Raw genomic sequence first — 22,392 nt, forward strand, 5'->3', positions numbered from 1 at the left:
TAAGATCGAGGACAGCACCTATGCAGCCGAGGTCGCCCAGGCGAAGGCGACCGTCTCGAAGGCGGAAGCCAGCATCCCGAGTGCCCAGGCGAACCTCTCCCGCTACGAGCGGCTGGTCAACAGCGGTGCGACGCAGATCGAATATGAGAGCGCGCGAGTGACGCTTCTCCAGGCGCAGGCGGATGTGGCGCAGGCCAATGCCGCGCTCAATGCCGCCCAGATCAATCTCGACCTGACCGAAATCCGCGCGCCCTTCGACGGCGTCACGTCGATCTCCAATGTCAGCATCGGTAATATCGTCACCGCCAACCAGACGACGGCGCTGACGACGCTCCGCCGCCTCGATCCGATCTATATCGATCTCATCGATTCCAGCACCAATCTTCTCGAACTGCGCTCGGCCATGGCTTCCGGCCGCTTGAGCGGCGATCCGCGCAAGGCCGATATCCGCCTGACCCTTGAAGATGGAACGGACTATCCCCTGACCGGCAAGCTCGACATGGCCGACATGGCGGTCAGCGAAACGACCGGCACCTATCAGATCCGCGCGCTCTTCGAGAACCCGAGGGACATGATCCTGCCAGGCACCTATGTGCGCGCCACCGTCACCCTCGGCAACGAGACCGGCTACCTGATCCCGCAGCGCGCCGCGACGCGCAATGCCCGCGGAGAACTTTCCGCCAAGTTCGTCACGGCGGACGGCAAGGTCGAGACCCGCATCTTCCCGACCAGCGGCGTCTCCGGCAACAATTGGCTGGTTACGCAGGGCGTAACCGACGGCGATCGCCTGGTCGTCGACGGCTTCCAGTGGATCGCCGATGGCGCGACGGTCCAGCCGGTCGAGGCGACGGTCGACGACAAGGGCTTTGTCGTCGAGGCGCCGAAGCCGACCGCTGCAAAGCCGTGAAGGCCTCAAGCGGAAACGATCATGACGAAACGCGGCAAGGAATAATCTGAATGGCCAAGTTCTTCATCCGGCGACCGGTCTTCGCCTGGGTCATCGCGATCGTCATCATGCTCGGCGGCGCGCTCGCCATCGCGACGCTCTCGATTTCGCAATACCCCGACATCGCGCCGACCACGGTCAGGATTACGGCAAGCTACAATGGCGCAAGCGCCGAGACCGTCGAGAAATCGGTGACGACGATCATCGAGGACGGCATGACCGGTCTCGACGACCTCACCTATATGACCTCGTCCTCCTCGACCGGCCGCGCCACCGTCACACTCACCTTCGGCAGCAGCGTCCTTCCGGACATTGCCCAGGTTCAGGTGCAGAACAAGCTGCAGCTGGTGCAGTCGCAACTGCCCGACGTCGTGCAGCAGGCGGGCATCGAAGTCGCCCGTTCGACATCGAGCATCCTGATGGTCGGTGCGCTGGTATCGACCGACAAGAAGCGGAGCTCCGTCGATCTCGGCGACCTGTTTTCCACGCAGATCGAGGACCAGGTCAAGCGCCTGGAAGGCGTCGGCAGCATCGACATCTTCGGGTCCGGTTACGCAATGCGCGTCTGGCTCGATCCCTATAAGCTGCAGAAATACCAGCTGACGCCGGCCGATGTGACGTCAGCGATCCAGTCTCAGAACACGCAGGTTTCCGTCGGCGCGCTCGGCGGTCTTCCGGCCAAGGCGGAGCAGCAGCTTACGGTCACCATGACCGCGCAAAGCCAGCTGACGACGGTCGACGATTTCGAACGGATCATCCTCAAGGTCGAACAGGACGGCGCAACGGTGCGCCTCAGCGATGTCGCCCGCGTCGAGATCGGTGAAGAGAGTTATGGCGGCGGTTCTCGCCAGAACGGCCTGCCATCCACGGGTTTTGCCGTGAATCTCGCGACCGGCGCCAACGCTCTCGATACCGCCGCACGCGTCAGAGAGGCGCTGACCGCCGTCGGACCCCATCTTCCAGACGGCGTGGAGATCACTTACCCCTATGATACGACGCCCTTCGTGCAGCTTTCGATCGAAAAGGTCGTCCACACGCTCATCGAAGCAATCATCCTGGTTTTCGTCGTCCTGCTCATCTTCCTACAAAATCTGCGTGCAACGCTGATTCCGATGATTGCCGTGCCCGTCGTCCTGCTGGGCACGTTCGGGGTGCTGGCGTTGACCGGATATTCCATCAACACGCTGACGATGTTCGCCATGGTTCTGGCCATCGGCCTTCTCGTCGACGATGCCATCGTCGTCGTCGAAAACGTCGAGCGTATCATGGACGAAGAGGGCTTGAGCCCGCTTGAAGCGACCGAAAAGTCGATGGGCGAGATCACTGGCGCCATCATCGGCATCGCGCTCGTCCTGACGGCCGTGTTCATTCCGATGGCCTTCTTCGGTGGCTCGACCGGCATCATCTACCGCCAGTTTTCGATCACCATCGTATCGGCCATGCTGCTTTCGGCGCTGGTCGCCATCGTGCTGACGCCGGCGCTTTGCGCCACCATGCTGAAACCGATCGATCACCACAAGAAACGTCGCGGCATCGGCGCCTTGTTCAACCGCGGTTTCGATCGGTCGACCCGCGGCTACGTCAGCACCATCGGTTATCTCCTGAAGCGTCCGTTCCGCGTGATGCTGCTGTTCCTGCTGGTGATCGGCGGCTGCGCCTGGCTTTTCACCAAGCTACCGAATTCCTTCCTTCCGCAGGAAGACCAGGGCGTTCTGCTGACCATTATCCAGACGCCGGTCGGCGCCACCACGCCGCGCACCGATGAGGCGGTCAAGAAGGTGGAGGCCTATTTCCTCGAAAAGGAAAAGGGCAATGTCGACGCGGTGTTCGGCGTCCTCGGCTTCAGCTTCAGCGGAAGCGGCCAGAACAATGCCATCGTCTTCACCAAGCTCAAGGATTTCGCCGAGCGCGCCAGGCCGGAGCAATCCGCCGCGGCTATCGTCCAGCGGGCAAGCCGGTATTTCTTCACCATCCGCGATGCGCAGGTCTTTGCCCTTCTGCCACCGGCCATCCAGGGGCTCGGCACGTCGAGCGGCTTCTCCATGTATCTGGTCGACAGCGGCAACAACGGCAATGCAGCGCTGACCACGGCATCGCAGCAGCTCATTCAGGCCGGCACGGGCAACCCCAACATCAGTTCACTGCGCAGCAGCAGCCAGCGGTCAGAAACCCAGCTCAAGATCCTGCTCGACCAGGAAAAGCTCGGCGCGATGGGCGTCGACCTCGCTTCGGTCAACTCCATGCTGGCAACCATTTTTGCCGGACGCGACGTCAACGACTTCACCCTCAATAACGAGCTGAAGCCGGTCTATGTGCAAGGCGATGCGCCCTATCGGATGCAGCCGGACGACCTGAAACACTGGTTCGCCCGCAACAACAAGGGCGAGATGGTTCCTTTCTCCTCCTTCAGCACCGTCCAATGGATCAGCGGTACGCCGCAGCTCGCACGCTTCAACGGCACCAGCGCCATTCCGCTCGACGGCGCGGCCGGCCCGGGCGTCAGCACCGGCCAGGCGATGGACGAGATGCAGAGGCTGACGGCTGCACTGCCGGGCGGCTATTCGGTGGCCTGGCAGGGCATTTCCTACCAGGAGCGGCTGTCCGGCTCACAGGCGCCGATGCTCTACGCGCTATCGGTTCTGATCGTCTTCCTGTGCCTTGCGGCGCTCTATGAAAGCTGGTCGATCCCGTTCTCAGTCATATTGGCTGTCCCGATCGGCGTGCTCGGCGCACTTACCGCAGCGCATTTCTTCGGCCAGGCGAACGACGTCTACTTCAAGGTCGGGCTTCTGACGACGATCGGCTTGGCGGCCAAGAACGCCATCCTGATCGTCGAATTCGCCAAGGATCGGCAGGCAGGCGGCATGAGCATGATCGAAGCCACCCTCGAGGCCGCACGCCTGCGACTGAGGCCGATCGTCATGACGTCGCTCGCTTTTATCCTCGGCGTCGTACCTCTGGCAATCGCGACCGGCGCCGGATCCGCGGCCCAGAATGCCATCGGTATCGGCGTGCTGGGTGGTATGCTTTCTGCAACACTTCTCGGAATTTTCTTCGTTCCGTCCTTCTTTGTTGTCGTTAGACGGTTATCAAAGCGTGAAAAAGAGTAGGATGACGATTACGTTCGTTAACGTATTCGACTTTTAATGCCGTCAGAGATTATGCGAATCGCTGCTGACGGGACAATCGGAAGAGGCATGAGTGCTGACCTTCCATGCGTTGTAGGGCACTGGGACAGAAAAATGATATCTATTCGTGTTATTGCTCCTCTCACTATGCTGCTGCTTTCGGGCTGCGTTGTCGGTCCAGATCACAAGGCGCCGGAAATTGCTCTTCCGGGCAAATTTGCCGAAGCCGGCAAGACCAGTAATGGCGATGTCTCCCAGGTTACCTGGTGGACCGCATTCAATGACAGTCGTCTGAACGGCTACGTCAATCAGGGAATCAGTCAGAACCTCGATATTCTCCAGGCCATGGAGCGGATCAATTCTGCGCAGGCCAGCGTGACCGTCGCCGGCGCGGGCGCCCTCCCTTCGCTGGATGTCTCGGCAGCCAATACGACCACCGGCACTCGTACCGACCCGGGTTCGTTCTCGCGATCGACCGTGACGGCAGGTACTGCGGACGCATCTTGGTTCCTTGATCTTTTCGGCCTCTACAGGCGTTCGAAAGAAAGTGCGCTCGCAAGCCTCGATGCCGCCTATGCCAGCGAAGATGTTGCACGTCTCACGTTCCTGTCTCAGGTCGTGGCGGCCTATATCGACGTACGCTACTACCAGGAGCGTATCGCGATCGCTCGCCGGAACCTCGATTCGCGGCGCGAAACGCTGAACCTCACCAAGCTCCAGCTGGATGCCGGTGCGGCTTCGCGTCTGGATGTCGTCCAGTCGGAAGGCTTGGTCAATTCGACCATCGCAGAAATTCCAGGCCTGGAGACGAGCTTCCGGGGTGCGGCGCACCGTGTCGCCACGCTTCTGGCCATGCCTGCATCGTCGCTTGTCCCCGAATTGCAGAAGGGCACACGCCAGCCGGTCGCACGCTTCAACACCAAGGCCGGTATTCCGGCGGACCTGATCCGCAATCGTCCGGACATCCGTGCCGCGGAACGCCAGCTCGCATCGGCAGTCGCCGAAATCGGTGTCGCCGAGGCCCAGCTCTACCCGGCCATTACGCTCGGCGGCTCCATTTCCCCGAGATACAACGTCCTTTCCGGCGGCCTCGATACCCGGGCCTTGACCTGGTCCTTCGGGCCGCAGCTGAGCCTGCCGATCTTCGACGGCGGCCGCCTGCGCGGCAACGTCAAGATCGCCGAATCCAGCGCCCGCGGGCGGTATCTCGCCTGGAAGCAGACGGTTCTGAACGCAGTCGAGGAAGTGGAAAATGCGCTGGCCGCAGTTTCCCGCGACAGCCGCACGGTCTCCTCTCTTCAGGCAACCGTGAAGTCCTACGAAGAAGCCCTGCAGCTCGGCACCGCAAGCTATCGGGACGGCGCATCTTCGCTGCTCGACGTTCTCGACGCCCAGCGTCAGGTCTCGACCGCTCAGTCGAACCTCGCCGCTGCCGTGCGTCAGATGGCTCAGGACTACGTCTCGCTCAACGTGGCGGTCGGCGGCGGTTACGCCTTCGGCAAGACCGATACCAAGGTCGCTTCGGTGGTCATCAAGAAGTAGGCTCCACCCCAACATTACCGACAACAAAAAACCTCCGGAGCCAACGCTTCGGAGGTTTTTTTATCACGCCCGGAAAGGCCGGGGACGATCAATTCGACAATCAGTTCTTGGCGCGCTCGACGTAGGAATTGTCTTCCGTCGCGATCACCACGCGGGTGCCGGCATCGACATGCGGCGGAACCGCGGTACGGATGCCGTTCGACAGCATGGCCGGCTTGTAGGACGAGGAAGCCGTCTGGCCCTTGACGACCGGTTCGGTCTCGACGATCTCCAGCGTCACGTGGCGCGGCAGCTGAAGAGCCAGCGCAATGCCTTCATGCATGGAGAGAACGCAGGTCATGCCTTCCTGGAGATAGGCCTTCTGGTCGCCCATCGTATCCACGTCCACCACGACCTGGTCGTAGTTTTCCGGGTTCATGAAGTGGAAGCCTTCGCCGTCTTCATAGAGGAACTGGTGGTTGACGTCCTCGACGAAGGCGCGCTCGACCTGCTCGGTCGTCCGCCAGCGTTCGGACACCTTCACGCCGTCGACGATGCGGCGCATATTGACCTGCGTGACAGGCGTGCCCTTGCCGGGGTGGAAGTTCTCGGCGGTGAGAACGACATAAAGCTTGCCGTCCACATCGATGACGTTGCCCTTGCGGACTGAAGAGGCGATGACCTTGACCATAGGATTCCTTGTGGTGCGAACCGGCTTGTAACTGCCGAAAATGCGTCGTAGAGGACCGGGCGATAACCGGCCCGAAGGACGGATCGTCTGTTTTCCGGCCGGAACTACTCCAAAACCGCGCAAAGTGGAAGCCTTGCCGGGAAGAACCGGCGAAGAAAGCCGCAAATGAGCTCGTCGCAGTCCGCCATATCCCGCCCGCCCTGGTGGAGACCGGCAAACCACGCCGACCGCCGGCCCTTCCTGAAAGGCCGCAATGCGGTCCAGACGGCGTTGCGCGACTTCTTCTCCGAGCGCGATTTCATCGAAGTCGATACGGCGACGCTCCAGGTTTCCCCGGGCAACGAGACCCATCTGCATGCCTTCGCAACCGAGGCGGTCGCGACCGACGGCGGCAGAGCGCCGCTCTACCTGCACACGTCGCCGGAATTCGCCGCCAAGAAGCTGCTGGCTGCCGGCGAGAAGCGTATCTTCACCTTTGCGCATGTCTACCGCAACCGGGAACGCGGGCCGCTGCACCATCCGGAATTCACCATGCTGGAATGGTACCGGGTCGGCGAAAGCTACGAGCAACTGATGGCCGACTGCGCCGAGATGCTGGCTCTGGCCGCCGATACCGCCAAGACGGGACGCTTTGTCTTCCGGCATATGGAAATCGATCCTTTCGCCGAGCCGGAACGCCTGACGCTCACTGACGCCTTCGACCGGTTCGCCGGCATCGACCTGCTCGCCTCCGTGGCGACGAACGGCGAAACCGACCGCGATCTTCTGGCGGTCGGCCTGAAAAAGGCCGATATCCGCTTTGCGGAAGACGACACCTGGGCCGATCTCTTCAGCAAGGTTCTGGTCGAGAAGGTCGAGCCGCATCTCGGCCAGGACCGTGCGACGATCCTCTACGAATACCCTGTTTCCGAGGCAGCGCTCGCCCGGCCCTCCACCCGTGATCCGCGCGTCGCCGAACGTTTCGAGCTTTACGCCTGCGGCGTCGAGCTTGCCAACGCCTTCGGAGAACTGACCGACGCCGGCGAACAACGCCGCCGGTTCGAGCACGAAATGGCCGAAAAATCCCGTATCTACGGCGAACATTATCCGCTCGACGAAGACTTTCTCGACGCACTTTCGATCATGCCTGACGCGAGCGGCGCGGCACTCGGCTTCGACCGGCTCGCCATGCTGGCAACGGGCGCGACCCGCATCGAACAGGTGATGTGGGCGCCGGTCGCGGAGGTGTTTTCGTGACCGCAGTCCGTTCATTGAAAACCCCGGAAGATCTCGCGGCTGCCGGCCTGATCGAGCCCCAAAAGCTCGACGGCATCCGAGCCGTCGCAGACCGCTACGCGATCGCGCTGACGCCAACCGTGGTTTCGCTCATCGACCGCGCAGACCGGCAGGATCCGATCGCTCGGCAATTCGTGCCCGATCCCGCGGAGTTGCTGACGACGCCGCAAGAGCGTGCCGACCCGATCGGCGATCAGGCGCACAGCCCGGTCAAGGGCATCGTTCACCGCTATCCGGACCGGGTGCTGCTGAAGGCCGTGCATATCTGCCCGGTCTATTGCCGCTTCTGCTTCCGCCGCGAAATGGTCGGCCCTCAGGGCGACGGTACGCTTTCGCCCGAGGAGCTGTCGGCAGCGTTCGGCTATATTCGCGAGCGTCCGGAGATCTGGGAAGTGATCCTCACCGGCGGCGACCCGCTGGTCCTCTCGCCGAGGCGGCTTGCTGCCATGATGCGCGGCCTTGCCGAGATACCCCATGTAAAGATCGTCCGCTTCCATACGCGGGTGCCCGTCGTCGAACCGGACCGTATCGACGCGGCAATGATTGCGGCACTGAAGGAAAGCGGCAAGGTGGTTTATATCGCGCTGCACGCCAACCATCCGCGCGAGATGACCGGCACTGCCCGCACCGCCTGCGCCCGGCTGGTCGACGCCGGCTTCCCGATGCTGAGCCAGACCGTGCTCTTGCGTGGCGTCAACGACGATCCGGCGGTACTCGGCGACCTTATGAGAGCTTTCGTCGAGACGCGGATCAAGCCCTATTACCTTCATCATCCGGATCTCGCGCCCGGCACTGGCCATTTCCGGCTGGATATCGCCGAGGGCCAGAAGATCGTCTCGGCGCTCCGGGGCACCATCTCCGGCCTCTGCCAGCCGACCTATGTCCTGGATATCCCCGGCGGCCACGGCAAGGCGGTGATCGGCGAAAGCGCCGTGCGCGGCGAAGGCGGCTGTTATTCCGTCAGCGATTTCCGCGGCGGAGAGCATGCATATCCTCCGAAATGACACGGGTTCTTGTTCACGCGGCGGAGTGCGCCCGTGGCTTGGCCTGGAATTTGGAGAGCCCACACGAATGCGGAACCTCGATTGATTTTTTTAATAGTGGCTCCGCATTCGCGTGGCCTTCGGCGTTCTTTCGAGGCTTCCGGCCCCTACAGGTGATCATCTCGCCTCGCTGCGTGGCTTTATTCACGATCTCCTTTCGGGAAATCCTGCCACTTGCACGGCTCAACCGAACCGGACATGGCTGTCCGGGGGAGGCTTGATAGGAAGGCTTGCCTTTCAGCCCACCCTCCATGGCTTTCACCTCTTCCACCATCCCCGCACGTTACGGTTTTGATGAAAGCGCCGGCCCCCGCCTGCCCGCGAACGTCTCGCGAAACACTCCGGCGACGGAAGCGGGAGGATTGTAGGCATAGGTTAGAGGGGCGGGGACGAGGCGAGGCACGCCCGCTACCTCTTCTCTTGCGGAGAGGTAGAAAAATCAGCACCTTAGCTGATAACCAAAGCGTGAAATTTTTCAGGTGAGGGGCAAACTCGTCCCCGTATGAATTCCTCGCCGACAAAATCTGCAGCTTAGCCTTGCGAAAGATCGTGATTTTGTAATCGTACGCAAGAAAGCAATCTCACCTTCTAAGCCGCCAGCCCCCTCAGTGCCGTGACGTCGCGCCGCGGTGGCGTGCCGAACATGCGGGCATATTCCCGGCTGAACTGCGAAGGGCTCTCATAGCCGACCAGAAACGCCGCGGTTTCAACATTCGCCGCTTCCGCCACCATCAGCCGCCTGGCCTCCAGAAGGCGAAGCTGCTTCTGATATTGCAGCGGCGTCATCGAGGTGATCGTCTTGAACTTGCGGTGGAAGGCGGAAGGGCTCATCCCGGCCCTCTCCGCCAGATCCTCGATCCGCATCGGCTCGGCGAAATGGCCGCGCAGGCCGTGGATGACGCTGACGATCCGATGCGTATGGTCGTTGCCGAGCGCCATGCGGACCACATCGCCGCCATGCGGACCGGTGAGCAGCCAGTAGGAAATTTCGCGCATGATCGCTGTATGGAGGACCGGGATGGCACCCGGCGTATCGAGGAGCCGCACCATCCGCAGCGCGCAATCGGCAAGCGGGCCGTCGAAATCCGTCACGAACACGCCGGACGTTATGTCGCCGCCCGGGCGCGGCGGGTTGGGCATCGCCTCCAGGACCTCGCGCATGATGGCGAGATCGAATTCGATGATGAGGCCGAGATAGGGCTCGGTCGGGCTCGCCTCCGCCACGCGGCCGAAGGCCGGCATCTCGACGCTGACAACGAGCGCCTGGCCCGCGCGGTAATCCACATGGCGGTCGCCGAACACAGCCCATTTCGCGCCCTGGAGGACGATGCAGAGCGCCGGCTTGAAAATCAGGTGGTCTGGCCGTTTCTCGTGATCCGAGCGAAGGATGGTCAGGCCTTCGATCGCCGTCGCGAAAGGGCTGGTTCCCGCCTGTCCATCCGTGAACCGCTTTACCGCATCGAGCAGGGCTGCCGGCATGCCACACCTCCGAGGTTTCAAGGCCAAACATAGGCCTGCGAGCAGGATCAGGCAAGAAGTGGGAAAGTTCCGGCATTCAGGCGCGTGGCCGAGGGGAGTAGTTTCCGGTCATCCAATCCAGACAAGGAACCTCCATCATGACGCATCAAACATCTCAGAAATCGGCAGCCAAGCTCGCCATCGTGACCGGCGGCAGCCGCGGTCTCGGCCGCAACACTGTGCTCAGCCTTGCAAAGCGCGGTATCGACGTGATCTTCACCTACAACTCCAATCAGGCAGAAGCAGCAGCCACGACCGCAGCGGCGGGCGAACTGGGACGCAGGGCGATCGCCCTGCAGCTCGATGTCGGCGATGTCGCGTCGTTCGACGCGTTCGTCGGCCGGGTGCAGGAAGCCCTGGCCGGGATCGGCGCTGAAAAATTCGATTTCCTCGTCAACAATGCCGGCACGTCGCATCATGGCGATTTCGAAAAGACCACCGAAGCGGAGCTGGACGAGCTCTTCAATGTTCACTTCAAGGGCGTCTTCTTTCTAACCCAGAAGCTATTGCCGCTGATCCGCGACGGTGGCCGGATCGTCAACTTCTCCACCGGGCTTACCCGCATCACCGTTCCGGGCAGCGGCGCCTATGCGGCGATGAAGGGGGCGGTCGAAGTGCTGACCCGGTATCTGGCCAAGGAGCTTGGCGCCCGCGGCATTGCCGTCAATACGGTGGCGCCCGGCGCGATCATGACCGATTTCAGCGGCGGCATGGTGCGCGACAACCCGGAGATCAACAGGCGCGTCGCCGAGATGACCGCACTTGGCCGTGCCGGCGAGCCGGATGATATTGGCCCGATGGTCGCCTCGCTGCTGTCCGAGGACAACCGCTGGGTCAATGCCCAGCGCATCGAGGTGTCGGGGGGCATGGCGCTCTGACGTTCGAGCGACCCCTGCCGGCTGCGACCGGCAGGGGTCGTGAAGTTGATCATCCCTTCTCGACCGGCATATAAAGGTCACCGCCATCTCGATATTTCGCAGCCATGGCTTCCAGACCCTCTTTCTGCGCTTCGGCGCGGATATCGTGGGAAATCCGCATCGAACAGAATTTCGGGCCGCACATGGAGCAGAAATGCGCCACCTTGTGCGCCTCCTTGGGCAACGTCTCGTCATGCATCGAACGGGCCGTTTCCGGATCGAGCGAGAGGTTGAACTGGTCCTCCCAGCGGAACTCGAAGCGGGCGCGCGACAGCGCGTCGTCACGCACCTGGGCGGCCGGATGGCCTTTGGCAAGATCGGCGGCATGCGCGGCGATCTTGTAGGTGATGACGCCCACCTTGACGTCGTTGCGGTCCGGCAGGCCGAGATGTTCCTTGGGCGTCACGTAGCAGAGCATGGCGGTGCCGAACCAGCCGATCATCGCAGCCCCGATGCCGGACGTGATGTGGTCGTAACCCGGCGCAATATCGGTGGTCAGCGGCCCGAGCGTATAGAATGGCGCCTCGCCGCAGACCGCGAGCTGCTTGTCCATGTTCGCCTTGATCTTGTGCATCGGCACATGGCCGGGGCCTTCGATCATCACCTGGCAATCCTTCGCCCAGGCGATCTTCGTCAGCTCGCCGAGCGTTTCCAGTTCCGCAAACTGCGCCGCGTCGTTGGCATCGGCGATCGAACCCGGGCGAAGACCGTCGCCGAGCGAGAACGAGACGTCGTAGGCGCGGGCGATGTCGCAGATTTCCTCAAAGTGCTCGTAGAGGAAACTCTCCTTGTGGTGATGCAGGCACCATTTGGCCATGATCGAGCCGCCACGGGAAACGATGCCGGTGACGCGATTGACGGTGAGCGGAATATAGGCGAGCCGCACGCCCGCGTGGATGGTGAAATAGTCGACGCCCTGTTCCGCCTGTTCGATCAGCGTATCGCGATAGACCTCCCAGGTCAGGTCCTCGGCAATGCCGTTCACCTTTTCGAGCGCCTGGTAGAGCGGCACCGTGCCGATCGGAACAGGTGAATTGCGGATGATCCAGTCGCGGATATTGTGGATGTTGCGGCCGGTCGACAGATCCATGACCGTATCGGCGCCCCAGCGGATCGCCCAGACCATCTTCTCGACCTCCTCCGCCATGGACGAGGTGACGGCCGAATTGCCGATATTGGCATTGATCTTCACCAGGAAATTCCGACCGATGATCATCGGTTCGGATTCGGGGTGGTTGATGTTGGCGGGAATGATCGCCCGGCCTTCCGCGACTTCGCGGCGAACGAATTCCGGCGTCACGAAATCCGGCACATGGGCGCCGAAACTTTCGCCGTCGCGGACGAGCGGTTCCCTGGCCGCCTGCCGGCCGAGGTTTTCGCGGATGGCGACGAATTCCATCTCCGGCGTGATGATGCCGGCCCGCGCATAGGCAAGCTGGGTGACGGCCCTGCCAGCCTTGGCCTTGAAAGGCTGGTTGCGGACCGGGAATTCCGGCGTCAGCCGGTCGCCGGAGACGAAGCCATTGTCCTCCGGCCTGACGATCCGGCCCTCATAGGCCTCGACATCGCCACGGGCCGAAATCCAGTCTTCGCGCAGGCGCGGCAGGCCGGCATCGATGCTGATCGCGGCACCTTCGACGGTATAGGGGCCGGAGGAATCGTAGACGGTCACCGGAGGTTCGCCGGAGGTCGGATGCAATGCGATCTGCCGCATCGGCACGCGGATGTCCGGATGGATCGTTCCCGCTTTCAGGACTTTCGTGGAGGCGGGAAGCGGGCCGGTGGTGACGACCGGGGTGAGCTTGGTGGTCGCAATATTCATGGTTCGAGGCTCCAAGGTTTGACGTTTGGAGACCCAGTTCCAGAGTTGGAATGATGGAAGAACACGTTGGAATCCGAAGGACGGTTTCCCGCCCTCGCTGCCGCAGCGCTCGCACCGTCCCTACGCCAGTATGAACTGGATCAGGTTCAACGGGTCACTGCGCCTCGGGCGGCCAAACCGGCCCGACCAGCAGTATCTCAGCCCCTTGACGGGACCCCCCTGGTGAATGCGGCCATCAGAAACCTGCCGATCGCGCATGTCAAGCCGGTCCCTGCCTGCGTCGATAGGTCGAGTTTTAACGAATCCCGCAGCTCCAAATTGATGACGTTTATTACCGGAATCTTATGCTATCTTGCGCGATAACGTCCCTAGCGATGAGCGCAGAATTCGAACGATCGGGAGATGTCGAGATGAACGAGACCATTCGCGGATTGCTGACACGGGTGGGCGGCCTTCCGGTCGCCGTGACGGAGCTGGAAGACGCTGCCGATCTTTATGCAGCCGGGCTTTCCTCCTTCGCATCGGTGCAGCTGATGCTGGGCCTGGAAGAGGCCTTCGACATCGAATTCCCGGATAGCCTTTTGAACCGCAAGTCCTTCGCCAGCATCGCGGCGATCGAGCAGACGGTTTCCCACATCTTGAAAGCCTCCGAGGCCGCCTGAGATGAACCTTCCCGTCTTTGCCGCCGACATGAGCCTCAGCGCCCGCGCTCACCGCGTGGCGGCCGTGGCGGCTGAATTCGCCGAACGCGTCGACCATGACGGCCGCTTCCCCCGCGAAGCGGTCGATGCAATGAAGGCCGAGCGCCTCATCGGCATCCAGATCCCGGTCGCATTCGGCGGCGAGGGTGCTTCCATCACCGAGATTGCCGAGGTCTGCGCCATCCTGGGACAGTCCTGTGCCTCGAGCGCCATGGTTTTCGCCATGCACCAGATCAAGGTTTCGAGCCTCGTGGTGCACGGGGCCGACAGCGCCTGGCACATGGATTTCATGCGCGAGCTCGCCGACCGCCAGCTTCTCGTCGCCTCCGCGACGACCGAGGCCGGCATCGGCGGCAATATGCGCAACTCGATCTGCGCCATCGAGGTCGACGGCGACACCTGCCGGCTGACCAAGGACGCGACGGTGATTTCCTATGGCGCCCACGCCGATGTCATCATGATCACCTCGCGCTCGAACGAGAAGGCCGCCCCGACCGACCAGGTCATGACCGTCTTCAAACAGGGCCAATATACCCTACAGAAGACCGTCGACTGGGATACGCTCGGCATGCGCGGCACCTGCTCCGACGGCTTCCTCTTCAATGGCGAAGCACCTTCGGTCCAGATTTTCCCGAAACCGTTCGCCGAAATCGCGGCGCAGTCGATGCTCGCTACCTCGCATCTCCTCTGGAGTGCTGTCTGGTACGGCATTGCCGCCGACGCGGTCCTGCGCGCCCAGGCTTTCGTGCGCGCCGCGGCCCGCAAGGCGGGCGGCACCCAGCCGCCCGGCGCGCTGAGGCTCGCCGAAGCGTCGAACCTGCTGCAGCTGCTCAAGGGCAATATCCTGTCGGGCCTCAAGACCTACGCGGATGCGAAACACGATCCCGACAAACTGTCGTCCATGGCCTTTTCGATCGCCATGAACAATATCAAGCTCGCCTCTTCCGAGACGATCCTGACCATCATCAACCAGACGATGATCATCTGCGGCATCATGGGCTACAAGAACGGTACGCCCTATAGTCTCGGACGGCATCTTCGCGACGCGCACTCCGCCCAGCTGATGATTTCCAACGACCGCATTCTCGGCAATACGTCGACCATGCTGCTCGTTCAAAAACCGGACACCAGCCTGCTCGGCTGACGCCCCATCACTTCAGATGTAATCGTTTAAAGAATGAGGTGAATCCATGGATCTGCAAGTTTCCTTTCTCGACCGCCTGTTCGACGCTGGCCTGCTGATCGAGACCGGCGTCGACGGACTGTATGGCCGCAGCGGCCAGTTCGAAGACGTTATTGCCGCCTTCGAGCGGCTGATCGACAAGGTCGGCGGTGCCGACGGTGCGGAGGTGATGCGCTTCCCGCCGGGCATGAACCGTGCCTTCTTTGAGACCAGCGGCTATATGAAGAGCTTTCCGCAGCTCGCCGGCACGGTTCACTCGTTCTGCGGCAACGAACTCGACCACATGAGCCTGCTGAAATGCATGGAAGTCGGCGAGGAGGACTGGACCAAGGGCCAAGAAGCGACCGACATCGTGCTGACGCCGGCGGCCTGCTATCCGCTCTACCCAACCGTCGCGCGCCGCGGCAACCTGCCCGCCGGCGGCGGTCTTTTCGACCTGCAGAGCTACTGCTTCCGCCACGAGCCCTCCAAGGATCCGGCCCGCCAGCAGCTTTTCCGCATGCGCGAATATGTCTGCATGGGGACCGAACAACACGTGACCGATTTCCGCCAGCTGTGGATGGACCGGGGCGTCGAGATGATGAAGTCCGTCGGCCTCGACGTCACCATCGACATCGCCAACGATCCTTTCTTCGGCCGCGCCGGCAAGATGCTGGTCAACAACCAGCGCGATCAGAACCTGAAGTTCGAACTGCTGATCCCCATCGCTTCCGTTGCCCAGCCGACCGCCTGCATGAGCTTCAACTATCACCAGGACAGTTTCGGCCTGAAATGGGGCCTCAACCTGGAAGACGGCAGCGTCGCGCATACGGCCTGCGTCGGTTTCGGCCTGGAACGAATTGCGCTCGCGCTTTTCCACACCCACGGTCTGGACGTGAAGGAGTGGCCGGAACACGTCCGTGCCACGCTCTGGGGCTGATCCCATGACGGCGGTGTTTCCCGCGCTCGATCCGGGCAACTACACGACGCATGCGCTGCATTCAGCCGAGCACATGTGGCCGGAGACGAACTGTTACGTCGATCTGTGGATCGAAGTGCTTTCGGCGCAGGGCCTGCCGCCGGAAGCGATGCTTGGTTTCACCCTGACCCAGGATTTCGAAGGCGACCAGTTCACCTTCTTCAAGGTGCCGCTGGAGGATCTCGAAACCCTGTTCGGCATTCGCGTGACCGAACTGGCGATCTTCGACCGGCCGGAACGGCATGTCGCGGAGCAGATCCGCCGCGGCCGGCTGACGCTGGTCGAACTCGACAGCTTTTATCTGCCCGATACGCGCGGCGTCGCCTATCGCCAGGAGCACGGCAAGACGACGGTGGCCATCAACCGGCTCGACCTCGAAAGCCGCGGGCTCGACTATTTCCACAACGGCGGCTTCTTCACCCTTTCCGGCGAAGATTTCGATGGCCTGTTCCAGTTGAACGCGGCCCCGGACGCGCTGCCCTTCCTGCCTTATACGGAATTCGCCAAGTTTCCGGCGGCCTATCCGGAGGCGAGGGAAATTCGCGAGACCGCATGGAAACTGCTCAGGCATCATTTTGCCCGGCGGCCGGAGGACAATCCGATCCGTGCCTTTGCGAAAGTTTTTCCAGAGCAGGTCGAGCGGATTGCCGACAGGGATTTTGGCTTCTTCCACAAATATGCGTTCAACACGCTCCGCCAGTTCGGCGCCAATTTCGAGCTGCTGGCGAGCCATCTCGCATGGCTGAACCCCAACGCGTTCGCTCAGTCCGAGCAGCAGGCGCTGAAGATTTCGGAAGTGGCAAAATCCACCCAGTTCCAGCTTGCCCGCGCCCTCACCCGCAAGAAGTTCGAGCCACTCGCGACCGCGCTCGATCCGGCCGCTGATGCCTGGGACCTGCTGATGCGCGACCTGGCCTCGACGCTGACCCAGACCCGCGAGGCCGCGTGAGCCTTCTTATTCCGATCGGGTCAAAGACCAGCCTTCTTGCCGAAGGCTGGTCTTTGACGTTAACGGAGCCAGGCGCCTACACCCTGCCGGCCGACCTTCCTTCGGATCTGGAATACCTGCCAGCCATGGTGCCGGGCACGGTCGCCGCCGCCCTGGAAACCGCAGGCCGCTTCGACCGCAACAATCCCGAGCCGCTGATCGACAAGGATGCCTGGTATCGCCGCTCGCTTGCCGGCGAGACGCCCGGATCCGCAATCCTGCGGTTTGCGGGGCTTGCGACGGTGGCCGAGGTGTTTCTCGACGAGACGCCTATCCTGTCCTCGGCCAGCATGTTCGAAAGCCACGACGTTGCGGTCGAGTTGACCGGCACGGAAACGCTGGCGATCTGCTTTCGGGCCTTGAGACAGCATCTGGCCAGGACCGGGCCTCGCGCCCGCTGGCGGCCGCGGCTGATGAACCAGCAGGGGCTTCGGCTGATCCGCACCACCGCGCTGGGCTTCATGCCCGGTTGGAGCCCCGAAATTCATGCGGTGGGGCCCTGGCGGCCGGTTTCGGTGATGCGTGCCAACGATAGCCGCTTGGCTTCGCCCCCCTCGTCCGGTCCCACAGGCCACCTTCTCCCCGCGGGAGAGAAGAGGGAGTTTGCGGTTTCGGCGACGCTCGATGGAAGCGGAACAGGCATTTTGAATGTCGGCTTTGCTTTCGACGGACCAACCCTTGATTTCCGGCTTGTCTGCAACGGCACCGAGGCGCGCTTCGCGAACGACGGCAGACGATATTCGGCCGAGCTTTGCCTGCCGGAGATAAAACCCTGGTGGCCGCATACCCATGGCGAGCCGGCACTATATGACGTGACACTCAAGATCGAGGACAAGGAGTTCCCGATCGTCCGCACCGGCTTTCGGAGCCTGACGGTCGATCGCGGCACCGATGGCAATGACTTCGCCGTTGTCGTCAACGGTCGGAAAATGTTCTGCCGCGGTGCCGTCTGGACTTCCGCCGACATCGCAAAGCTACCCGGCGACCGCGCGAGCTACGAACCCTGGCTGAGGCTCGCGAAGGAAGCGGGCATGAACATGATCCGCATTCCGGGCATCGCGACCTATGAAAGCCCGGAATTCTTCGCGCTGTGCGACGAACTCGGCCTGCTGGTCTGGCAGGACCTGATGTTCGCCAATTTCGACTATCCCGCCGGCGATCCGGATTTCATGATTCACGTGAAAACCGAGGTCGAGCAGTTCCTGGCGGCGACACAAGCCTCGCCATCGCTTGCGGTCCTTTGCGGCGGCAGCGAGGTCTATCAGCAGGGCGCGATGCTCGGCCTGCCGGAACGCATCTGGAAAGGTCCACTCTGCGAAGAGATCCTTGGCACTTTCGCCAGCGAGTGCCGGCCGGATCTCCCCTATGTGGCCAATTCCCCTTCAGGCGGCGCATTGCCTTTTTATCCGAATGCGGGTGTCGCCCATTATTACGGTGTCGGGGCCTACAAGCGGCCGCTCGAAGATGCACGACGGGCAAACGTCCGTTTCGCAGCCGAGTGCCTGGCTTTCTCCAACCTCTCCGCGTCGGAAACCCTCGCCGGCGGCAAGGCCGGCATCCCGCGCGACACCGGAGCTGACTGGGATTTCGAAGACGTGCGCGACCATTATCTGGGCACGCTCTACGGTGTCGATCCCGTGGCACTGAGAGCGCAGCAGCCCGAACGGTACCTCGCTCTTTCCCGTGCCGTGACCGGCGAAGTGATGGAGGCGGCTTTCGCCGAATGGCGGCGGCCGGGCTCGACCTGCAACGGTGCGCTCGCCTTCACCTTCCAGGATGTCATGCCCGGCCCCGGTTGGGGCGTCGTTGACGTCGACGGCAGGCCGAAACCGGCCTGGTTTGCGCTGAAGCGCGCCTTCCGGCCGATCCAGGTCGTGTTTGCCGACGAGAGCACCAATGGGCTGGATGTTCATCTTATCAACGAAACGCCGAACGATCTGCCGGCGGTTCTGGAGATCGCTTGCCTGCGGGAGGGCAGGATGCCGGTCGTATCGGGCCGCCGCGATCTGACGCTTAAAGCCGGAAGCAGCGCGAGCATCGCTTCGACCGACCTGTTCGGCGCCTTTTTCGACGCGAACCATGCCTATCGTTTCGGCCCACCTTCCCACGATGTGACGGTGGCACGCCTCAGGCATGCGGAAACCGGCGAAATCCTCTCGGAAGCTTTCCATTTTCCGCTCGGGCGTGCCAGTGCTTTTCATGATGCCGAGATCACGGTCTCGGTCACCGAGGATGAGGGGGAATTCTGGCTGGAGATTTCGACCGACATCTTCGCGCAGACGGTCAACATCGAATGCGACAATTACTGCGCGTCGGACAATGGATTCCATCTGGCGCCGGGCGCAATCAGGCGTATCCGCCTTGCAGCGCTTTCCAAAACCGCCGAACGACCCGCTGGCATGATCCGATCACTCGGCGGCGACCGATCCGTCCGCTTTTGAATAGACGCCTTCTTCCAGAGGAAAACGGAAAGCCATTTCCCTCAATGCCTCGAGATAGACCTTGCGGGCATGCTCGGGCGTCAGGTTGTGATCGGCATCCGGGATGATTTTCGGCGATACGTTTGGAAAGCGAGCCAGGCCCGATCCGTCATGGCCGAAATAGAAATCGTACTGTTCGAGACCGAGATCGTTCTCGCTGTAAATCAGCGAGACGGGCATGCCGCGCTGGTGGAGGGTGCGGAAGGCACCGTAGATCGCCCGTCCCTCCGGCAGGAACCCGCGGAAAGCATGGAAGACCTTGCCCATGGCCCGGTTGCCGAGACTTTTGGCGATATTGCGGACGGCGGCGACGGTATCGACCTCGCCCCTCAGGATGCGTTTGAACGTATCGGCCCGCAAGGCCCGCTTGCGGTAGTCGCGAAGACTGCGCGCGCCATTGACGATCATGTCCTCGACGGACCGGCCGGGGCGCCAGCGGAGGACCGCCGGATTGACCGAGACATTGCCAGCGATGCGCGGTTCGACGAGTGATGCCTGGAAGCCGAGAAAGGCGCCGCTGCAGCGGCCGGCGGCGACGACCGGTGTCATGTTGCAGGCAGCGAGGAAATCGATCGCTTCCGAGACGTCGGCATTCTGGTCCGAATGATAGAGAACCTGGTCCAGCCGGCCAGGCACCGGCGGACTGTCACCGACATTGGCCGTGTCGAAACGCAACGACGGAATGCCGGAACGCGCAAGCGCGCGAGCCAGCCCCACCGTTGAACGGCCCCACCCGGCATGTCGGTCATAGGCCGATGTCAGGAAAAGCACCGTCGCCCCCGCGCGATCGTGCAACGGCTCGCAGAGAACTCCGAAAAGATGGCTGTTGAGACCGAAGCGTGCCGGCGTTTCGGTAAAGCCGTCGCCAGCGAGAGGGGCCGCCGGCACCGGCGAGCGCGATGGTGCGGAAGCAGCCGGTCCGGACGGCAATGCGACGATCCAGTTCGTCAGATTATCGGCAACTGTCAGCGGCAATTTGACGATCACCGGGTTTGAAACGAGCTTGTCGTAACCTTCGAAAGGCTGTTCATCCACATCGGCGCCAAGCGCCCGCAGGCGAACGGCAAACTCCTTGTCGGAGGGCCGATCCGCCCGGCCGATGACCAGCACGCGTGGCGCAGGCGGCCGGTCGACCTTTAACAGATTGACGTTGCGAACCTCGTCGGCGATCTCACCGGGCATGGTGAGCGACGCGATAGAGACGCCGATTTCACTATGCTGTGCTTCGGTAAGGCCCAGATTTTCGTCGACCACCCTGGACCAGACCGCGAGCTCGCGGATATGCAGGCGGCCGGAAACCACCGGCGCCATATAAACGACGGCATCGAGCGCCTCGATCTCGTCGGCGGCCCGGGTGGCGACGAGCGCCCCCAGCCCCTGCGAGATGACGGCGATGCGCTCGCAGCCGGAAAGCTCCTTGAGATGCGCGGCAGCGGAAACGAGACTGTCGGACCAGACGGAAAGCCCGCCTTCGAAATCGATATCGTCAAGCGCATCGCCGGTGCCGGGATAATCGAACCGCAGGCTGGCAATACCGCGATCGGCGAGCTTTTCGGAAATGATGCGCCAGAATTTGCGCGTGCACATTTCCTCCAGCCCCCAGGGACTGGCGAACAGCACGGCAGTGCTCGACGGCTGGGTACCGTTCGACGGCGGCGTGAAAAGCCCGATCGTGCCGTTGAAGGTCAACGGTTCGGAAGCCGAGCGTGGCAGCAGCGGCGATATTTCCCCAGCGGACGAGGATTCATTTCGGGCGTTCATCATAGCCATGCCGGCGATTTTTCCATCACTATAACAGCAATACGCCCGGCCTTGCTGATAAAGACTTAAACTATCAGCGGCGATTTTACCGATCGCAGGCGGAACTGTTCCGAAAAGAGGCGAGGGAACTTGGATCTGCGGCCTGTCACCGATTTTGCCAGACTTTTCAGGACCTCTGCTTCAAGTCTTCCTCCAGTGCGAAACCGCAACCCGCCACCATAATGTCAAGTAAATGCGAATCGTTGCTCGAAGCAGCTTCCGCGGCGGTGATGCGCGCGCCGACGGCGCAAAGGGAACGGAATTTTGGGTGGCTGGCTTTAAGGTCGGGAGGTAAGAAGCTTGCCTGGACATTCAAACGAGGCTGGCTGTACACATTCTAGGACCAAGCTCAGGCCTCGTTGGGCATTTTCCTGTCCCGTAGGGGCTGGATATTGCCCGGCGCCAATTTTATGTATACACGGAACGGCCGACCGATGGCAGAGGAGGGAGAATTTGCATGAACAACTACGTCCTGACCGTATCCTGCAAGACAACGCGCGGCATTGTCGCGGCGATTTCCGGCTTTCTGGCGGAAAAGGGTTGCAACATCATCGACTCATCGCAGTTCGATGACCTCGACACGGGCAAGTTCTTCATGCGCGTCAGCTTTCTCTCCGAAGAAGGCGCCGAGCGTCCGGCGCTGCTCGAAGGCTTCAAGCCGATCGCCGGCCGGTTCGAGATGGAATGGGAGATCTTCGATACCGATGAGCGGATGAAGGTTCTCCTGATGGTCTCCCGTTTCGGCCACTGCCTCAACGACCTCCTCTACCGCTGGAAGATCGGCGCGCTTCCGATCGATATCGTCGGTGTCGTCTCCAACCATTTCGACTACCAGAAACAGGTCGTCAACAACGACATCCCCTTCCACCACATCAAGGTGACGAAGGAAAACAAACCGCAGGCCGAAGCCCAGCTTCTCGATCTGGTCGAGCAGAGCGGCACGGAGCTCATCGTGCTGGCCCGCTACATGCAGGTTCTGTCCGACAGTCTCTGCAGGAAGATGTCCGGCAAGATCATCAATATCCACCACTCCTTCCTGCCGAGCTTCAAGGGTGCCAATCCCTACAAGCAGGCCTATACCCGCGGCGTCAAACTGATCGGCGCGACGGCCCATTATGTCACCGCCGATCTCGACGAAGGCCCGATCCTCGAGCAGGACACGGTGCGCATCACCCATGCGCAGTCGGCCGACGACTATGTTTCGCTTGGTCGTGACGTCGAAAGCCAGGTCCTGGCGCGCGCCATCCACGCCCATATCCATCACCGTACCTTCATCAACGGCAATCGTACCGTCGTCTTCCCGCCGAGCCCCGGTTCCTACGCTTCGGAGCGTATGGGCTAAGACCCAGCCAATGTCGGTGAAAAGGCCTATGGACGCAGGCCTTTAACGCTCTATCCTCTTCGGAAGCGCCCTTCCGGAG

16 protein-coding genes and 1 riboswitch (1 of these 17 only partly in view) are annotated in these 22,392 nt (G+C 61.9%); of the genes, 12 read left to right on the forward strand and 4 right to left on the reverse strand.

Translation table 11 applies throughout. From position 1 onward, the window contains the following. The 3 genes from ACZ9IU_RS21860 to ACZ9IU_RS21870 form a co-directional block, all read left to right on the forward strand. Nucleotides 1–907, forward strand: the 3' portion of a protein-coding gene (locus ACZ9IU_RS21860) for an efflux RND transporter periplasmic adaptor subunit (RefSeq protein WP_038547057.1). The gene continues 290 nt to the left of window position 1, outside the view; only the last 907 of its 1,197 coding nucleotides appear in the window; its start codon lies off the left edge, out of view; the stop codon is at nucleotides 905–907. Between the two features lie 50 nt (nucleotides 908–957). Then, the gene (locus tag ACZ9IU_RS21865) at nucleotides 958–4,056 is read left to right on the forward strand and encodes an efflux RND transporter permease subunit (protein WP_038547060.1); all 3,099 of its coding nucleotides are present in this window, start codon (nucleotides 958–960) and stop codon (nucleotides 4,054–4,056) included. Nucleotides 4,057–4,188: 132 nt separating this feature from the next. Next, nucleotides 4,189–5,616 carry an efflux transporter outer membrane subunit gene (locus ACZ9IU_RS21870; RefSeq protein ID WP_038547062.1) on the forward strand — a complete coding sequence of 476 codons (1,428 nt, stop codon included), beginning with the start codon at nucleotides 4,189–4,191 and terminating at the stop codon, nucleotides 5,614–5,616. Nucleotides 5,617–5,716: 100 nt separating this feature from the next. On the opposite strand, the gene efp is transcribed toward ACZ9IU_RS21870, so the two are convergent. Continuing rightward, nucleotides 5,717–6,286 (reverse strand): elongation factor P, encoded by a 570-nt coding sequence (gene efp / locus ACZ9IU_RS21875; protein WP_038547065.1) that lies wholly within the window; start codon nucleotides 6,284–6,286, stop codon nucleotides 5,717–5,719. A 165-nt stretch (nucleotides 6,287–6,451) separates the two neighbouring features. Here efp and epmA point away from each other — a divergent pair, with 165 nt between their 5' ends. Together epmA and ACZ9IU_RS21885 are read left to right on the forward strand one after the other, a co-directional pair. Further along, nucleotides 6,452–7,522: an EF-P lysine aminoacylase EpmA gene (gene epmA, locus ACZ9IU_RS21880; RefSeq protein WP_038547068.1), complete on the forward strand. Its 1,071-nt coding sequence runs from the start codon at nucleotides 6,452–6,454 to the stop codon at nucleotides 7,520–7,522. Beyond that, nucleotides 7,519–8,565, forward strand: coding sequence for a lysine-2,3-aminomutase-like protein (locus ACZ9IU_RS21885; RefSeq protein ID WP_038547071.1), 1,047 nt, complete (start codon nucleotides 7,519–7,521; stop codon nucleotides 8,563–8,565). Before epmA ends, ACZ9IU_RS21885 begins: the two co-directional genes overlap by 4 nt. Nucleotides 8,566–9,192: 627 nt before the next feature. Here the strand turns inward: ACZ9IU_RS21885 and ACZ9IU_RS21890 are convergent. Then, a complete protein-coding gene (locus tag ACZ9IU_RS21890; RefSeq protein ID WP_038547075.1) occupies nucleotides 9,193–10,083 on the reverse strand; it encodes an AraC family transcriptional regulator in 891 nt (296 codons plus the stop codon). A 137-nt stretch (nucleotides 10,084–10,220) separates the two neighbouring features. On the opposite strand from ACZ9IU_RS21890, the gene ACZ9IU_RS21895 reads away from it, so the two are divergent. Beyond that, nucleotides 10,221–11,000: an SDR family NAD(P)-dependent oxidoreductase gene (locus ACZ9IU_RS21895; protein ID WP_038547078.1), complete on the forward strand. Its 780-nt coding sequence runs from the start codon at nucleotides 10,221–10,223 to the stop codon at nucleotides 10,998–11,000. A 49-nt stretch (nucleotides 11,001–11,049) separates the two neighbouring features. Here ACZ9IU_RS21895 and thiC read toward each other — a convergent pair whose 3' ends face one another. Beyond that, complete coding sequence (gene thiC, locus ACZ9IU_RS21900; protein WP_038547080.1) at nucleotides 11,050–12,861, reverse strand: phosphomethylpyrimidine synthase ThiC; 1,812 nt, start codon at nucleotides 12,859–12,861, stop codon at nucleotides 11,050–11,052. Nucleotides 12,862–12,960: 99 nt separating this feature from the next. After that, nucleotides 12,961–13,092: riboswitch (TPP riboswitch) on the reverse strand. A gap of 179 nt (nucleotides 13,093–13,271) precedes the next feature. Between thiC and ACZ9IU_RS21905 the strand changes: the two genes are divergently transcribed. Genes ACZ9IU_RS21905 through ACZ9IU_RS21925 form a run of 5 tightly spaced genes read left to right on the forward strand, consistent with a single transcriptional unit; the run spans nucleotide 13,272 to nucleotide 19,132 of the window. Then, a complete protein-coding gene (locus tag ACZ9IU_RS21905) occupies nucleotides 13,272–13,523 on the forward strand; it encodes an acyl carrier protein (RefSeq protein WP_038549844.1) in 252 nt (83 codons plus the stop codon). 1 nt (nucleotide 13,524) lies between these two features. Further along, the gene (locus ACZ9IU_RS21910; RefSeq protein WP_038547083.1) at nucleotides 13,525–14,706 is read left to right on the forward strand and encodes an acyl-CoA dehydrogenase family protein; all 1,182 of its coding nucleotides are present in this window, start codon (nucleotides 13,525–13,527) and stop codon (nucleotides 14,704–14,706) included. Nucleotides 14,707–14,752: 46 nt separating this feature from the next. Further along, nucleotides 14,753–15,664 carry an amino acid--[acyl-carrier-protein] ligase gene (locus ACZ9IU_RS21915; RefSeq protein ID WP_038547086.1) on the forward strand — a complete coding sequence of 304 codons (912 nt, stop codon included), beginning with the start codon at nucleotides 14,753–14,755 and terminating at the stop codon, nucleotides 15,662–15,664. Between the two features lie 4 nt (nucleotides 15,665–15,668). Next, nucleotides 15,669–16,652, forward strand: a complete 984-nt coding sequence (locus ACZ9IU_RS21920) for a DUF1839 family protein (protein ID WP_038547088.1) — start codon at nucleotides 15,669–15,671, stop codon at nucleotides 16,650–16,652. Further along, nucleotides 16,649–19,132, forward strand: coding sequence for a beta-mannosidase (locus ACZ9IU_RS21925; RefSeq protein ID WP_080719241.1), 2,484 nt, complete (start codon nucleotides 16,649–16,651; stop codon nucleotides 19,130–19,132). Before ACZ9IU_RS21920 ends, ACZ9IU_RS21925 begins: the two co-directional genes overlap by 4 nt. Here ACZ9IU_RS21925 and ACZ9IU_RS21930 read toward each other — a convergent pair. Beyond that, a complete protein-coding gene (locus tag ACZ9IU_RS21930; protein WP_244447451.1) occupies nucleotides 19,100–20,941 on the reverse strand; it encodes an alpha/beta hydrolase family protein in 1,842 nt (613 codons plus the stop codon). The two genes, ACZ9IU_RS21925 and ACZ9IU_RS21930, sit on opposite strands and share 33 nt — an antisense overlap. A 487-nt stretch (nucleotides 20,942–21,428) precedes the next feature. On the opposite strand from ACZ9IU_RS21930, the gene purU reads away from it, so the two are divergent. After that, nucleotides 21,429–22,313, forward strand: coding sequence for a formyltetrahydrofolate deformylase (gene purU, locus ACZ9IU_RS21935; RefSeq protein WP_038547091.1), 885 nt, complete (start codon nucleotides 21,429–21,431; stop codon nucleotides 22,311–22,313). Nucleotides 22,314–22,392: the final 79 nt, after the last annotated feature.

This window comes from Mesorhizobium sp. USDA 4132, assembly GCF_056279545.1.